Origin of the sequence: Bacillus sp. AFS031507 (genome assembly GCF_002584635.1) — a bacterium.
GTDB lineage: Bacteria > Bacillota > Bacilli > Bacillales > Cytobacillaceae > Neobacillus.
Window position 1 is genome coordinate 25829 of record NZ_NUOW01000018.1, and the last position, 15539, is coordinate 41367.

Consider the following 15539-nt stretch of genomic DNA (forward strand, 5'->3'; position numbering starts at 1 on the left):
ATGGATAAACAATGTGCTCCTGCCCAGGTATTTCATAGTGATTGGCTGGTATAGATTTAATGGAAGGTCTAGTATAAGTGATTACATTTGCCCGTTTTGTTTTCATTTTCCACATGGTGGTCACCTCTATATTTTTTCTGTATTCCTCTCATGTCCAGAATAAGGATTCTATATTTGGACTGAAGCCAGTTTATGAATATCATTTTCTTTTGCCACTTCCATAAAGTAATGGAACCGAGGTTCTAGAGAAGTAAGTAAGCTGTCATCCACATGGTTGTCAATAAACCTTTTGGTTTCACTTAACCAGTCTATTTTTTGTTCGTGTGTTAACCGAGATGTTAATAGATGCCCGCGTAAACGGCTGGCATGTAGAAATCGGTTTAAGAAAGCAATCTTTAATGTTGTTTTATATGATTCATCATGGTTACATTCATGTAAAAATTCCATGAGACGATTAAAGGAAAAAAAGAATTGCTCTGCAGGGAAATACTTTACACTCAGATTCTCCTTCCCACGCGATACAACGAAGTAATAATGATAATCTGCGAGTACGGTAATAACCTTAGCTGTCACATAGCATTGCATGACAAAAAGCTGATCTTCACCCACTACAGCCTTTGGATGGAATCTAAAATCATTTTGTCTCAGAAAAGAGAGCTTAAACATCTTGTGAGGTGCTAAAGAGTTAACTAAATTATCTTTGATAATATCAGCCTTCGGACGGTTCCCTTTTTTAAACATAGACCCAGGTACTTTACGCCCATTGATACCAACATACTTGCCATAAATGACATCGGACTGATTTTTTTTTGCTTCTATATAAAGGCGTTCAAGCGCTTCTTCTCCTAGGAAATCGTCATTGTCCAGGAAAAGAATATATTCACCACGAGCAGCATCTATCGCATCGTTTCGTGGAATCATTGGGCCTCCTGAATTATTCTCCCGATCAATGAGAACAATGTTACTCATTAAATTACTAAAGTTCTCAATAACTTCCTTACTATTATCTGTAGAGCAATCATTCACACAAATGACCTCAAAATCTGACGCATCCATCGTTTGGTGCATTAAGGAATCCAGTGTTACATTCAAATGTCTTGCCGCGTTATAAACAGGTATAGCTACGGTAACCTTTAACATTTCCATTCCTCCAACAAGGTAGTCCAAAATAAATTTATATGTATTACTTTTTCACTTTATGTATCACATGATAATAGAAGGAACACAATAAGAACCTAACTTCGGTTTACATGTATTATTCCCGTATTAATCTCGTATTAATCTTGATTGTCCGTGTTATAACGCAAAAAAGGCCGCCAAAAGGCAGCCTTATGTTTTGTATTCACGTATTTAATACCATAAATTCCTGGAAAGGACGAGAATAGGATGACAACCGGATAAAGCAATTGTTAATTAATAAGATATGGCCCTCTTACTTTGGTTGCCCCATAATCTATTAAATTCCGCTTTGCTGATTTTGACATTCTTTTCCCCTGTCCAGCAATCATTATAGTAATAATTAGATTGATCAAATCCTGTTAGCACCAATGCATGCACTGAAAAACCATGCATACGTGAAACCAAAACAACAACTGGTTTGTTATTTACTAATTGTTTTTCTATTGTTCCATTACTAGCACCTGTTAGGTTTTTGGCACTTCCAGCATAATTCTTTACTAATCCCATTAAGGCAGGAGGATAAATAGTCCATCCTGATTTTGTAAATGGATTCCCAACATAACCTAGGTTTGGATTACTTGAATGCCTAGGCATTTTTTTCGCTAAGGTGACTTTATCGACACGCACGCCTTTATACTGGAGCATCATTGTAACTGCCGTAATTTCACAACCTGTTGGCAGCTCTGGCCTTTGATTGATCAAGGGTACATTTAATTTAAGGCTACTGACCTTAGATGCATGGTTCCCGTAAACCGTTTTTGCTTGATATTGATACCATGAAAGAACGCGTTGAGTTCCTTTTTCTCTTTGCGTAGCCTGGGTTACATACCCTAAATTATTTAGGGTATAGCTAAACTTGATATTTTTCCCGTGGGTGCCATACACCGTATTAGGATAATACTCGTATCTAGCAAGATTTCGCTGGGTTCCTTTTTCTCGTAATATAGCATTTGACACATAACCGGAGGCATTAAAGTTCAGGACATATTTGATATTTTTCCCATGGGTACCATACACAGTGTTTGGGTAATACACATACCTCGAAAAAATTCGCTGCGTCTGTTTTTCTCTTAAAACCGCATTGGTTACATATCCAGAGGCATTAAAGTTCAAAACATACTTGATATTTTCCCCATGGTTCCCGTAAACAGTTCTGGGATAATAAACATATCTAGCAAGAATTCGCTGCGTTCCCTTTTCTTTTAAAACAGCATGGGACAAATACCCGGAGGTATCAAAATACAAGATATATTTAATATTATTTCCTTTTGTTCCATTTACAGTGTCTGGGTAATACACATATTTTTGAGTGGACTTATTGGGTGTCGTCGTGCTTATTGCGTGAGCATAATTCCCTAAAGCAGGGAATAAAAGCACAAGGATCAGTAAAGAAACAGATAATTTTTTACTCATTATTTTCCCCTTCCTAAAAAAAACTTAGATACTATTATTATAGCATTATACACTTATAAGGCTTTCTATAAATTTACCAAAATTCAAAAAGTTAAAAGCATACCATACGGGTGAAGTTTGCCTAAGAACAACATCCTGATCAAAACCTGTCAACGAAAAAAGCCCTCCATTTCAGCAAAAGGCTAAGATGGAGGGCTTTTTTTCAAAGTTGTTTATTGATTTTCACCCTGCCCTGGATGGTTAAAGTTTGTTAAAGCAGGAGTGACAAAAATCGAGTTAATATTATTTAACAGGACAATTTGATCAATTTTATTTTCATCTACATATTTCTCGATTGGCATTTTATTATAATGGCGTAAATCCAATACATGTATCTCTTTATAGTGAGGAACTAAAAATTGAACAAATGCATTGGCATAGGAATCTTTAATGACTAAAAGTTTTTTATTATTCGTTTGATTCGGATTAGTAATCGTCAGTTGCGCAAAATCTCCGCCTAAATAGGCCTGGTAACGATTTGTATACAGATCCTCCATGGTTAAAAAGTCCGTATTGTATAAGCCACTGCGTGATTTTATTCCCCACTTCATTACGTACGGCTTGTGGTTTTCCTTAAGCTCCGCAACAAGGATTTTATCCGCCTTTTTTGCATTTGCACTTGTTGTTTTCCTCGCATCTGAACCATAGAACGGTTTGCCTTTTAATTCCCAAGAATAATCGTTATACTGCGAAATTGGATCCTTCATGTTTTCCTTATCAATAATTTCAGACATTACGTTCTGATACGCGTAAAAAGCGGCCTTAGCTTGCCAGTGATGGTCTGAATAGAAAAACATATAGTCCTCATTCATATGTTTTTCTAAAGTAGCACGCGAGTCAATCGGATGGGTATTCTCATCTAGCTCCTTATATAAGAGGTCCATATTTTTTTGACCATAGCTTGGAAAATAAGAGGGAAATTTATTCTCCATCATCGTCGGTTTATTTGGCATTAATGCGGTATAAACACCAATGTTCTTTTTAGCTAAACGATCGGCCAACTCATTGATTCCACTAGCAATTTTTTTGGCATCAGCCGACGTTCCCTCTGCTATTTTGGATAACAAATAACCGTCATCCGACACATAGACATCATCAATAATATTTTGTCTAAGAAAATTCTTATTAATTCTACTGTTGGTTTCGATAAACGTATCACGCATCGGAAATTGATCATTGTAATACTGCTCAAATCGCTTGGAGTACTCACCGGTAAGTAGATTTTCAGAGTTTAAATCAGGTCTTTGTGCTAAATTTCTATTTTCTAAAAGCGACATTGACTTTGATGGCGTTACAAAAGTAAAGATAAAGAAACCAAAGATCGTTAGTAGGAAAATTGTAATTAAGGTGAGACCTTGTATATTAGCTTTTTTCATAATATCCTCCATACTTATTAAAACCGAAAATAAATAAATGGATTGAAGGTGGATGAAACCACGCTTACAAGCGTTAAAAAGAAAATAACAGCGTAACTTGCTGTGACAATGAGATCTCTGCTGCTTGTGACACCGACTGTTCCCTGCTTTAAGAATCTGTCTTTGATGAAAGGGATAACAGGCATAGAAGCGATGATCGCAATCAAAAGGATGATTCCATATTGTGAAAAATAAAAACTAGCTTGGCGGTCCCAGACAGGGTTTCCATTGGCACCGAACATAACCTTCAGATAATTAAACCCATAAGTAAATGTCTCTGCACGGAAGAACACCCAGCCAATCATAACGGCTAATAGTGCATAAAGATGTTGGAATACCCGCGGAATGCTTTTTATAAATTTCAGCAAAAAGGCTTTTTCTAACATAATCAATACACCGTAATAAACACCCCAGGCAATAAATGTCCATGCGGCGCCATGCCAAATCCCTGTAGCCAGCCAGACAATGAACAAATTCCGATAGGTCTTAAAGGTTCCGCCGCGGTTCCCGCCTAACGGAATATATAAATAATCCTTAAACCACGTACTTAGTGAAATATGCCACCTTCTCCAAAATTCCGTGGCCGAACGAGAAATATAGGGATAGTTAAAGTTTTCAAGAAAATCAAAGCCAAACATTTTTCCTAAACCTATCGCCATATCGGAATAACCCGAAAAGTCAAAATAGATTTGTAAGGAATAAGCAATAATACCAATCCACGCCAGACCAACAGATAACTCACTTGCAGGCATTGAGAAAATTTGATCTGCCACCCAGCCGCAATTATTGGCTATAATCATTTTTTTCGCTAACCCTATGATAAATCTTTTGGTACCTTCAGCAAATTTCGGTAACGATTCTTTTCTGTCGGTAATTTGGTCAGCCACCGTTACATAGCGAACAATTGGTCCTGCAATAAGTTGTGGAAACAATGCTTTATACATCGCCATGTTAATCAGATTTTTTTGCGCCTTCCCGTCTTTCCTGTACACATCAATAACATAGCTTAGTCCCTGAAACGTAAAAAAGGAAATCCCTAACGGAAACGGGATGTTGCCTAATTCAATCGTCGTTCCAAACACGTTATTTATGTTATCTACAATAAAGTTGGCATATTTGAAAATAATCAGAATGGAAAGATTAGCAAAGACAGTAACGCCTAACACCCACTTTACCAATACACGTTTCTCTCTATTTTGATCAACTAGCAGGGCAAAAACATAATTAAGAAGAATGGAAAGAAATAAAAACAACACAAACTTTGGTTCGCCCCATGCGTAAAAAAACAAACTTGCCAATAGTAAGACCGTGTTCCTTAACTTTCTGGGTGAAAAAAAATATATAGTTAGTGTAAGAGGCAAAAATAAAAATAAAAATACTGTTGAACTAAATAGCACGATTCTTATCCTCCGTATATGTACCTTTTAAGCCTTTTGGGGCTTTTAACTGCATTTTACAAGTTTCTTGCTTGATTAATAACTGTTTCGTTGTAAGTCAGGTTTTGATTGATGCCGTCTAGACTTGTTTAGTTTTCATACAAATTCTGTCACACTCCCTGAAATTTTGACAATATTCATATAAGATTTTATCAATGATTAGTTGATATGTATAGAATTTGTTAACTTATAAAAAATATACCACTAAAGGAATACACTACTTCTAAAACTATATGATTAGCGTTTTTTCTATAAATTTTTAACCTAAAAGGGCTCCCATTACGGAAGCCCTTTTGACAGATATCCAATTCGCTCTTGCTAAAACGGTAAACTTACTTGCCAACACTAAGAGCCGTAATATATTTACTAGCTACATAACCAACTCTTCCACCTATGTCAACAACATAGTAGTCTTTTTCCTTTTTGAAAAAATAGTATTCTTGATATTTATTAATATAGCCAATTACCTTACCTGCAGTGGATTTGTCGACAATAGGTGCCTTTTCTCTCATTTTAATCATACCGGTTTTCGGCTGATTCGTGACCCAGCCGCTTTGTGCTTGCTTGATCAGCACGATCACCGATTTCTTTTCGATATAACCTGTTCCTTTACCAAATTTGATCCCATACCACGTGCCTTGATTCGAAATAATATAAAGGATTTGGTATTTCGTCAAGGTTCCAATTGTAGCTGTTTTTGACATACTTTGATAGATTGTCACATCTGCTTTACTCTTAAAATACTTGGCTGACGCCTTAGCTTTATGATTTTTATTCACAATGGCTGCCAGATCAGCAATTACCATCTGTGATTTCTCATAGGAAATACCTTTTGTCATAATCGCTAAAACAAAGGGAGTTTTGTCATAAACGATGGCCGCGTCATTATAGATTCTTTCATTCGGGATCATCCCCACCTTGTGTGCGACGGCAACTCCCTTAATCCCACGTGGTATAGTAGTATTATAGACTGTCTGTTTCAAATAACCAACGAGTTCTTTGCCAAGAGGACTCTTCTCAGAAAATTGATAAAGTCTTTTCGCATAAATCGTTAAATCATTGGCAGAGGTTAAATTTCGTCCATTTGGATAAGCATACTGACCGCCAACGCTTTTCATATACTTGATAAAATTCCCCTGGCCCACTCGTTCCTTTAACATAATGAAGGCAATATTATCACTATAAATCATCGCTTTTTTGACAAGATCTCTGATTGTATAATAGGTTCCTACCTTTTGTTTTTGGATGACGCCGCTGCCGCCATAATAATGATAGCTTTTATACTTTAGTTTCTGATTTAGATTGATCTTTCCTTGAGAAGCCTGCTCCATGATATAAAGGGCGAGAGGCAGTTTAATCGTACTAGCTGCCCGTCCGGAGGTTTTCCCCTTCATTTGGAACACTTCCCCCGTCACTAGATCCTGGTACTGCAGCGTAACTGTCCCGCCAGATTTTTTTATGTAATTAGTTAGTTCAACAGATAACTTATTTGAAAAATCCTGATGTGCCGTTAATTCTGCTGCACTCGCATGTTTGCTCGGCATGATTACGGAAAACAAAATAAATGCAATAAAAATTCCCTTTAAAAAATGTCCTGCCTTCAACGCTTTCCCCATCCTTACCCAAATTTGTTTTTTCTTAAATTTTACCAAAATTAGCAATATATCAATATAGGTTTTTATTAGAAAACTGGAAGGAATCTATGCCTTAAGTACTCGTGGGGTTTAATGGTTCCTGTAAAAAAAGGTGGAAAGAGTCATGTTCCTACTCTTTCCACCTAATCACCTATTGTTAAAAATATTTTTATTTATTCACATTACCCTTACCAACTTCTACATCAAAGGTTAATTCCGTCCGTGCTTCATAATAATATGAGGATAATCCGAAATTATACTTGTCCTTTGCTTCAACGAAAATGGAATAGGTGCCTGGATTTTTTGCAGTCCATTTCAAAGTATTGCTGACCCCATATTCTTGCAAGAATATTAGGTTTCCCTTTTTATCAAGGATATAGAAGCGATATTCTGGACTCCTACTTCCTTCTGAGGATGCAGTAAACTGAATTGGATCTTTAAAGACCTGTGTACCAGGCTTGTCTGTTGATACACTCACACTAGTAACTTTTTCGTCTTGGACTGTTTTTTCAGCCGCTAAACTTACATTGCCCGCTTTGTCGGTAGCAGTTACAACAATTTTCACGCCTGCTACTTGTTTAGCTATAGTCATTGTAAATTCACCTTCAGCATCAGCTGTTGCTTTGCCAATCTCTTGGTTGCTTACTTGAGCAAAAATGGTTGCCCCTACTTCTGCTGTTCCTTTAATAAGTACATCGTTATCGTTCACATCACCGTTTACTACAGGTGCTGCTGGTGCAGTTACGTCACTTACAGTTATTTCAGCCGCTGCACTTACATTACCCGCTTCGTCAGTAGCTGTTACAGCAATCTTCACGCCTGCTACTTGTTTAGCAATGGTCATTGTAAATTTACCCTCAGCATTAACTGTTGCTGTACCTATTTCTTGGCCTTCTATTTTTGCTACAACCTTAGCGCCCGATTCTGCTGTTCCATTGATTACTTCATCAGCATCATTCACCCCATTTATAAACGGTGCTTCTGGCGCAGTTGTATCTGCTGTTCCTATTAATTCTTTCGTATCTCTTACACGGATTCGCTCACCTTGTGCAAATGAACCGGAAAGTCCAACTGCCTCTAATGTATCCCCAACTTTAAGAACTGGTACTGGTCCACTTTGGTTCACAATGTATCCATCCGTGAATACTAACACATCACCCGAACCATCATTGACGACATAAGAATTTTCTTCAAACTTAGAAACAATCTTACCCTTTACCTTTACAAGGAATCCTTGGTTTGCAGCAGATGTTGCTTCCCCAGTGGCTACAAGTTTCGGTTGGACAGGATCTCCTGAACCAAGTTTAATAACATCCTTAGCAAAGCTAGTAAACTCTAATTCAATATTGTTATCAAATCGCTTCATGTGTCCATAAACACGTACTTTATCGCCTGGTTTTAAAGAACCATCTGGAACTTCCAAGTAGGCCATGATACCGCCAGTCTCATCTTGAAGATTGAAAGCATCAAAGAAAACGCCTGCTCCAGTTGTAACTGTTCCTTCCACTACTACTTCTGTATCATCCGCTAGTTTCCGAACATCAGCAATCTTGGCAACCCTCGCTTCACGATGAGCTAACCAATTGATCGCATTAAAGATTAATTCGTCATTGCCTTTTGGTTCATAAGATTCATCCATCTGTTTATCATTAAAGATGTTCATCCCTGATACAATTACACGGCCATTTTCGCCAATTTCTTCTGAAGCGATTAACGGAATCGCTGATCCGCCGGTTGCATCAGAAACTGCATCGTATGTGAATTCACCTTTAATATTTCCTTGGTACGTTGTTTCATTTCCTTTTGCAAGAATGGTTACTTTATCTGAATCTGTTAGTGCTTTATTATCAGCGCCAGATAAACTTGTGCCGCTGTAATAATCAACGAACGATACGCGGTCAGTGATTAGATTAGACACTAATCCTGGATGGACTCTGACTGCATATGGGCTAACCTTTGGATCACTCCAGAAGTTTCCGCTCTTGCTATCGTCAAATATGCCATCATTACCCATTCGGATTGCTGAACCAATATCACTTAGTAATCCGTTATTAATGGTAGGGTCTATGCTGTTATTGCTCTTACCAGCCATTAATAAGGAACCGCCATTTTTCACAAATTTAGCAACGGCTGCTTTTTCATCCGCTGTTAAAGCTGTTCTTCCATGTGTAAGCACTAATACTTCCGTTGTGCTTAACACTTCATCCGTTAAGGCTGTTTTATTTTCAGCAACTGTGTATCCTTCTTTTTGAAGCATAAGCGTAAAGGCTTTTAAGTTATCTTTATAAGTTCCGCCATCAGCACTTGTATTTTCGTTGCCATGGTTAGCATCGATTAACACTTTCATTCCTAGTGGCTCTTTGATTTTAACAGGTAATGAGAATTGAACATCACCAAGATCAAGACCATCCAGGGAAGTTACTACAGCTATTAGCTTATGGTCCCCTTTAATTGGGCTCTCCCATGTTGCAGTTGCTGTTGCAGAAGCTTTTGATAAAATTGAAGAGATATTGTTTGTGCCAATAAAATTCTCAGTTTTTACTTCATCATAATAGAAATCTACTTTTAGGTTTTTCACAACTTCTGTACCATTGTTCGCAACTGCTGCTTTTAATGTGGCAGGGTTGCCGCCAACGATGACTCCGCCGTCAATATCAATACTGTTCACTTTTACATCAACAGATTCTTCTTTTGACCAGATAGGTGAAGAATAAATTCTTTCGCCATCCATTTGGGTAACTTTCACGACAAACCATTGCTGACCGCCTGTTACCGTATATTCTGGTGACCAAGTAAAATCTTTTTCCATTGGTGTAATCGAATCAACTACTTTGCTGCCATTTGAGATTAATTCAACTTTAGCAATTCTATCATCAGATTTATATGATGCTGGAAGATAGTCATAATCTGTACTATTTCGTGCTTCTGCAAGAGAGTCACTTCCAGAAATCGTAAAGCTTAGTTTCTTACTATCAACAGTTGAACCCATATAGTTCTTTTCCTAAGCTTGCCGATGCACACGCATATAGTGCAAGCTATACAAAAATAACGATGGATCAACAGAAAACGGAACTGGTATTTACCCTTGATACTTTATCGGTTATCGAATTACTACCAGATATTGATCGAAATAAAAACTGGGTGCTCGAAAAATCAGAAATTAACAAAGGGAAGCATCATATCGAGGAATTAATTACGGAAGGTCTCACGTTGGACAAGGGCAATACGGAACAAACCCCAACGGTCGAGGAAATGAAGCTTATTAAAAAGGAGAATAAAGAATTCCTTTCAACCACAATCATCTTTCCAGCCTTTTCACCTGGTGACACAATTGTCTATAATGACGGCTTTTATTTTAATGATACGGGAACCAATTATGTCGATCTCATTTCCGCATCTTTTATGGGTCAAACCAGCGAGGCGGTTTTACAAGGGACGGAACGGTCTTGGACAATCTTGTTAACCGAGGTGCAGCAAGAGCAAGAGCAAGGTCAAGGTCAAGGTCAAGGTCAAACAATTCAACCTGGTACGGACCAAAACCAGCCCGAGGCGCCAAATCCCATTCAGAAATCATCAACCTCATCTTGGTTTTCATTTTTTAAACTAGGAATGCTTCATATTATTACAGGCTACGATCATTTATTATTTTTATTTGCCTTATTATTAAGAAAACAAACCGTTAAACAGTATATATCAATAGTAACGTCCTTTACACTAGCACACAGCATTACCCTTACCCTTGCCGTGTTAGGGTGGATTACGTTACCTTCTCGATTTGTCGAAGCAACTATCGCGTTTAGTATTTGTTACGTCGCTTTAGAAAATATCCTTCGCAAGGAAATTAAGCACCGTTGGAGTATCACGTTTCTGTTCGGCTTAATCCATGGTCTTGGCTTTGCAAGTATCTTAAAGGAAATGGCGATTGCTAAAAGTCATCTGGCCATTGCGTTAATTAATTTTAACCTTGGGATCGAAACTGTGCAGTTGGCCATCGTCCTCTTGCTGCTACCATTACTTACGTATCTTTTTAAAATGAAAATCTCTCGCAAAATAGTCCAAATTGGCTCCCTTGTCATATTTATTTTAGGAGCCATTTGGTTGGTGGAACGAATATTTTCTTAGTACTTTATCCAGTTAAAAATATGTAAGTTCTTCAAATAAATGTATTAAATTTCGATAATATCTGCTATTCTATACTATGGTTCAAAATATCGTTGTGGAGGAAAACTAGATGAGAGCTGAAAAGAATAAAAAGAAAAAGAAAACATGGCTCCGCGTAACTGGAATTGTTTTATTACTACTAATAATTGGAATCGGTGTTTACGCCTATTCAGTATATAGCTCATTAACAACTGCTGTCGAAACGATGCATCACCCTGTCGATCGAAAATCCGACAAACGCACCGAGGAAGTATCATTACAAGAAAAGGAGCCTTTCTCGGTATTGCTCTTAGGTGTGGACCAGCGTAAAGGTGATAAAGGTCGTTCTGACACCATGATTGTTTTGTCAGTGAATCCAAAACTAAATTCTGTAAAGATGTTAAGTATTCCACGTGATACCCGAACAGAAATAGTTGGTAAAGGCACCGAGGATAAAATCAACCATGCTTACGCATTCGGCAACGAAGAAATGGCGATGAACACGGTTGAAAATTTCTTGGACATTCCCATTGATTACTTTTTAAAAATAAACATGGAAGGCTTTGAGGATATTGTCGATGCGGTTGGCGGCATCACGGTAAACAATGATTTAGACTTTTCTCAAGGCGGTTACCATTTTCCTAAAGGTCAAGTAACTTTAGATGGCAAAAAAGCGTTAGCCTTTACTCGGATGAGACATGAAGACCCTCGTGGTGATTTTGGGCGCCAATTACGTCAGCGTGAAATCATTCAAGGTGTTTTAAGAGAAGGTGCGAGCCTCTCATCGCTTACTAAATATCAAAGTATTTTTACAGCCCTTGGCAATAATGTGAGAACAAATCTTACATTTGATCAAATGATGGATATTCAAAAGAATTACCGTAGTGCGGCTGGTAACGTTCAGCAAATGACAATAAAAGGCGGCGGGACGAAAATTAACGGAATCTATTACTACATCGTTCCGCAAGAAGAAAAACAACGGATTCAAAGTGAACTAAAAACACAACTAGATATAAAATAGCAAAAAACCTCTGCCGAGATAATAATTGGCAGAGGTTTTTTTGCTATTTAATAATTCACCCGAATAGAAACACAAAGGCACAAATTATATTAAAATGAACTTCCTTGCCTTCAGAGTCCGTCACTCGTGGACAAATTAGGGGTTTTGTCCACGAGTGGTGCCTGACACCTTATTATCACGGTTTTGTCATGAAACTAGTAAGCTATTGAAATATTTGTGTAATATTATTGTGGTAACTTTTATATAACAGAAGGAAGGGGTTTTCAGTTATGAAGAAATTCCTAGTCATGTGTAGTTTGGCAGGTATATTATTATTCGGAAGTAGCAACGGCGCATCAGCAGCATCCAATACATATAAAGTTAAGAGTGGCGATTCGCTTTATCGTATTGCAAAAACATATAAAATCTCCGTGAACACATTAAAACAATGGAATAAACTTAAATCAAATACTATTCACCCGAATCAAATATTAAAGATTACTAATGTACCAGCTAGTAAACCGGTTGTTAAGAAAGCCAGCACTAGTGCAAGTAAAGCACCGAAGTTAAAGGTAGTTAAGACTTTAACAGTTAGTGCAACTGCCTATACAGCGAATTGTAAACGATGCTCTGGCATCACAGCTATCGGATTAAATCTAAAGAAAAATCCAAACCAAAAGGTAATCTCTGTAGACCCGAAAGTAATTAAGCTCGGAACAAAGGTCTATGTTGAAGGTTATGGTTATGCAGTTGCCGGCGACACTGGCGGCGCCATTAAAGGGAAAAAAATTGATATTTTCGTTCCTTCTCATAAAAGTGCGATTCAATGGGGTAGGAAAACAGTGAAAGTACAAATATTAAAATAAGCAAAGTCCCNNGGGACTTTGCTTATTTTAATTTAAATGTTAGAACTTAAGGCAATATTGGTTCTGTTATTGGTTCTGCTATTTCAATAATAAACACTACAGTTGTCTTGTTGCCGGCCGCATCAGTTACCACTAATGTATGTGTTCCCTCAGCACTAACAACTGTTCCTGTTTTCACTGCTACTCCATCCAATGTTGCTGTTCCTTCATTAAAAGAGATATTCACATCTTGGCTGTAGCTTTCGTTATTACTTACTCCGCTAACCACTGGTGCTGTTTTATCAATTGTAAACACAACAGTTCTCTTATTGCCAACAGCATCAGCTATCGTAACTCTGTGTATTCCTTCTGAAGTAACAGCCTTTCCTGTTTTTACTCGACTTCCATCTAACCACGCGGTTCCTTCTTTAAAGGCGATGGTAACATCCTTGTTGTAGAATGCGTTATTACTTACTCCGCTCACTACTGGCGCTGTTTTGTCAATCGTAAACACAACAGTTGTCTTGTTGCCAGCCGCATCAGTTAACACGACTGTGTGTTTTCCTTCTGCTTTCACAACGGTTTTTGTTTTCACTGACTTTTTATCAATTGTCGCTTTTCCTTCTTTAAAGGAGATCGTAACATCCTTGTTGTAAACTCGGTTATTACTTACTCCGCTAACCACTGGCGCTGTTCTGTCCAGCACAACTACCGTTTTAGCTTTGCTTATATTTCCAGATTTATCTTTAGCAGTAAAAGATAATTTTAGGCCAGCCTTTTGTTTCGGAATCTTGACCTTAAATGTTCCTTTGGAATCCGCAGGTTTTGCTGTATACCTTTTTGACCCAATCGCAACAGTGACTGTTGCTCCTATTTCTGTTTTACCAGATACTTCAATTGTTTTGTCTGAAACAGTATAAACCGTTGGAACGGCAGGAGCTTTGATGTCAATATTTTTGTAATATGGTGCGGCTAACTGATTAAAGCTTTTTTTCGAGGAAACAATCATTACTTTCGTCCCCGTCTTTACCTTACTGAACAATTCTCTTACCTCTTTATTATGCATCCGGATACATCCACCGGAGACATATTTTCCAATCGAACTTTCATTATTATTACCATGTATTGCGTACGGATATCCGCCATTCTCTTTTTTACTTAAACCCATCCAGCGGTTTCCTAATGGATTACGCGGATCGCCGCCAGCAATATGTTTTTTATAGTAAGGTCTGTTTACAATTTTTTCTCTTATGTAAAAAGTTCCTTCCGGGGTGAGTCTTGAAGTTCTTCCTGTTGCCACCCTGTATGTTTTTATTAATTTACCATTCTCGTAAAATGCGAGTTTATTGACCTTTTTGTTAATAATAATTAGTTGTTTCTTGGTTGTACTAGCTTCAGCCCCTTGGGCATTGGGAAAAACTGAAAATCCTAAGCATAAAATAATAAATCCAATCAGAAAACGTTTAAACACAAGTACATCCCTCCTGCAATTTCCATTAATTACTACGATACCATAATTAATGTTTTAATAGGAAAGATTAACTAGAAATATATTTCGGCAATTTATTACAAACTTCTCACATCATCAAAAAACAAAATTCAACATAAAAAAATAAGAAGATCCATTGAATCATGGTGCCTGACACCACAGCGACACCAATAACCCAAATATCGTCATTTCTCGGGAAATACCATCAATTATTTTGGGATTAACGGGCATTGTTTACTTTATGTAGAAAAATTGGAGAAAACATGGATTCATTGTCGCATTTTGTAGTAGGATATTAATAGTTTCAAATCATTCTAGATCATTGGAGGGCCGCAAGATGCTGACTACCGCCCAACAAAAAGTGAAGCAGGAGCTTGAAGAGCTGCAGATTAACGCCCTTGTCCAACACAACGAGAAAACTGTAATTCCCCGTAAAAGCCATTCTCTTAAAAAGTGGATGTTTATGATCATCTCAATTCTCGTGTTGATTGTAGCCTGTTCTCTATTAATAAAAGGCTATTGGACTCAAGAACAGACACAACTAGTCTCCTATTTGACGACAGTGAATGACTATAATGAACAAAGTGAAAAAATACTTAATGACTTCCTCAATGAAAAGATTGACAATATAGAGCAAGGGAAAGCAAAGCAAATAGATCTTATATCTAAAGTAACAAACTTAAAGACCTCAACTAGCTTTCATGAACACCAACAAGATTTAATTTCTGTCATCGAACACCGTCTAGACATGATGACGAACCTTGAGGACCCACAACATTCAGAACAACAATTAAATAAATATTTAATCGAACTCAGTGTGAAGCAGGAATTAGCTGCAGAAAGTCTTACCAAAGGTTTTGAGAAAGAAAAGATTAAGTACATACTAAGAGAAAATGGAACCATCCAGTACTGGATAAAATCAAAATCTTATGATGTTGAAAAATGACAA

The 15539-nt window shown here is 37.4% G+C and carries 11 protein-coding genes; 4 read left to right on the forward strand and 7 right to left on the reverse strand.

All coding sequences use genetic code 11. The annotated features are described in order from the left end of the window. Positions 1-168 precede the first annotated feature (168 nt). The 6 genes from COE25_RS18035 to COE25_RS18060 all read right to left on the reverse strand — a co-directional run bounded on the left by COE25_RS18035 (position 169) and on the right by COE25_RS18060 (position 10105). Positions 169-1140, reverse strand: coding sequence for a glycosyltransferase family 2 protein (locus COE25_RS18035; RefSeq protein WP_180247535.1), 972 nt, complete (start codon positions 1138-1140; stop codon positions 169-171). A 273-nt stretch (positions 1141-1413) separates the two neighbouring features. Beyond that, entirely contained in the window at positions 1414-2592 is a 1179-nt protein-coding gene (locus COE25_RS32295) for a C39 family peptidase (RefSeq protein WP_098933585.1), read from the reverse strand. Positions 2593-2804: 212 nt separating this feature from the next. Next, the gene (locus COE25_RS18045) at positions 2805-4007 is read right to left on the reverse strand and encodes a DHHW family protein (RefSeq protein ID WP_180247536.1); all 1203 of its coding nucleotides are present in this window, start codon (positions 4005-4007) and stop codon (positions 2805-2807) included. Between the two features lie 17 nt (positions 4008-4024). Beyond that, positions 4025-5443 (reverse strand): MBOAT family O-acyltransferase, encoded by a 1419-nt coding sequence (locus COE25_RS18050; protein ID WP_098933587.1) that lies wholly within the window; start codon positions 5441-5443, stop codon positions 4025-4027. Positions 5444-5814: 371 nt separating this feature from the next. Beyond that, the gene (locus tag COE25_RS18055; protein WP_180247537.1) at positions 5815-7086 is read right to left on the reverse strand and encodes a serine hydrolase; all 1272 of its coding nucleotides are present in this window, start codon (positions 7084-7086) and stop codon (positions 5815-5817) included. A gap of 199 nt (positions 7087-7285) precedes the next feature. Next, positions 7286-10105 carry an Ig-like domain-containing protein gene (locus tag COE25_RS18060; RefSeq protein ID WP_098933589.1) on the reverse strand — a complete coding sequence of 940 codons (2820 nt, stop codon included), beginning with the start codon at positions 10103-10105 and terminating at the stop codon, positions 7286-7288. 62 nt (positions 10106-10167) lie between these two features. Here COE25_RS18060 and COE25_RS18065 point away from each other — a divergent pair, with 62 nt between their 5' ends. The 3 genes from COE25_RS18065 (at position 10168) to COE25_RS18075 (ending at position 13122) form a co-directional block, all read left to right on the forward strand. Further along, positions 10168-11238: a HupE/UreJ family protein gene (locus tag COE25_RS18065; RefSeq protein WP_098933602.1), complete on the forward strand. Its 1071-nt coding sequence runs from the start codon at positions 10168-10170 to the stop codon at positions 11236-11238. Between the two features lie 109 nt (positions 11239-11347). After that, on the forward strand, positions 11348-12277 hold the full coding sequence (gene tagU, locus COE25_RS18070; protein WP_098933590.1) for a polyisoprenyl-teichoic acid--peptidoglycan teichoic acid transferase TagU: 930 nt from the start codon (positions 11348-11350) through the stop codon (positions 12275-12277). A gap of 269 nt (positions 12278-12546) precedes the next feature. Continuing rightward, entirely contained in the window at positions 12547-13122 is a 576-nt protein-coding gene (locus COE25_RS18075; protein WP_088089655.1) for a 3D domain-containing protein, read from the forward strand. 46 nt (positions 13123-13168) lie between these two features. Here the strand turns inward: COE25_RS18075 and COE25_RS18080 are convergent, their stop codons facing one another. Further along, entirely contained in the window at positions 13169-14572 is a 1404-nt protein-coding gene (locus tag COE25_RS18080) for a L,D-transpeptidase family protein (protein ID WP_180247538.1), read from the reverse strand. Between the two features lie 355 nt (positions 14573-14927). Here COE25_RS18080 and COE25_RS18085 point away from each other — a divergent pair, with 355 nt between their 5' ends. Then, on the forward strand, positions 14928-15536 hold the full coding sequence (locus COE25_RS18085) for a hypothetical protein (protein ID WP_098933591.1): 609 nt from the start codon (positions 14928-14930) through the stop codon (positions 15534-15536). The last annotated feature ends 3 nt before the right edge of the window (positions 15537-15539 follow it).

Bases quoted from the DNA above. Each gene is read 5' to 3' on its own strand.
- COE25_RS32295 (WP_098933585.1), bottom strand. From the start codon at position 2,592: ATGAGTAAAAAATTATCTGTTTCTTTACTGATCCTTGTGCTTTTATTC.
- COE25_RS18075 (WP_088089655.1), top strand. From the start codon at position 12,547: ATGAAGAAATTCCTAGTCATGTGTAGTTTGGCAGGTATATTATTATTC.
- COE25_RS18065 (WP_098933602.1), top strand. From the start codon at position 10,168: ATGGATCAACAGAAAACGGAACTGGTATTTACCCTTGATACTTTATCG.
- COE25_RS18035 (WP_180247535.1), bottom strand. From the start codon at position 1,140: ATGTTAAAGGTTACCGTAGCTATACCTGTTTATAACGCGGCAAGACAT.
- tagU (WP_098933590.1), top strand. From the start codon at position 11,348: ATGAGAGCTGAAAAGAATAAAAAGAAAAAGAAAACATGGCTCCGCGTA.
- COE25_RS18060 (WP_098933589.1), bottom strand. From the start codon at position 10,105: ATGGGTTCAACTGTTGATAGTAAGAAACTAAGCTTTACGATTTCTGGA.
- COE25_RS18045 (WP_180247536.1), bottom strand. From the start codon at position 4,007: ATGAAAAAAGCTAATATACAAGGTCTCACCTTAATTACAATTTTCCTA.
- COE25_RS18085 (WP_098933591.1), top strand. From the start codon at position 14,928: ATGCTGACTACCGCCCAACAAAAAGTGAAGCAGGAGCTTGAAGAGCTG.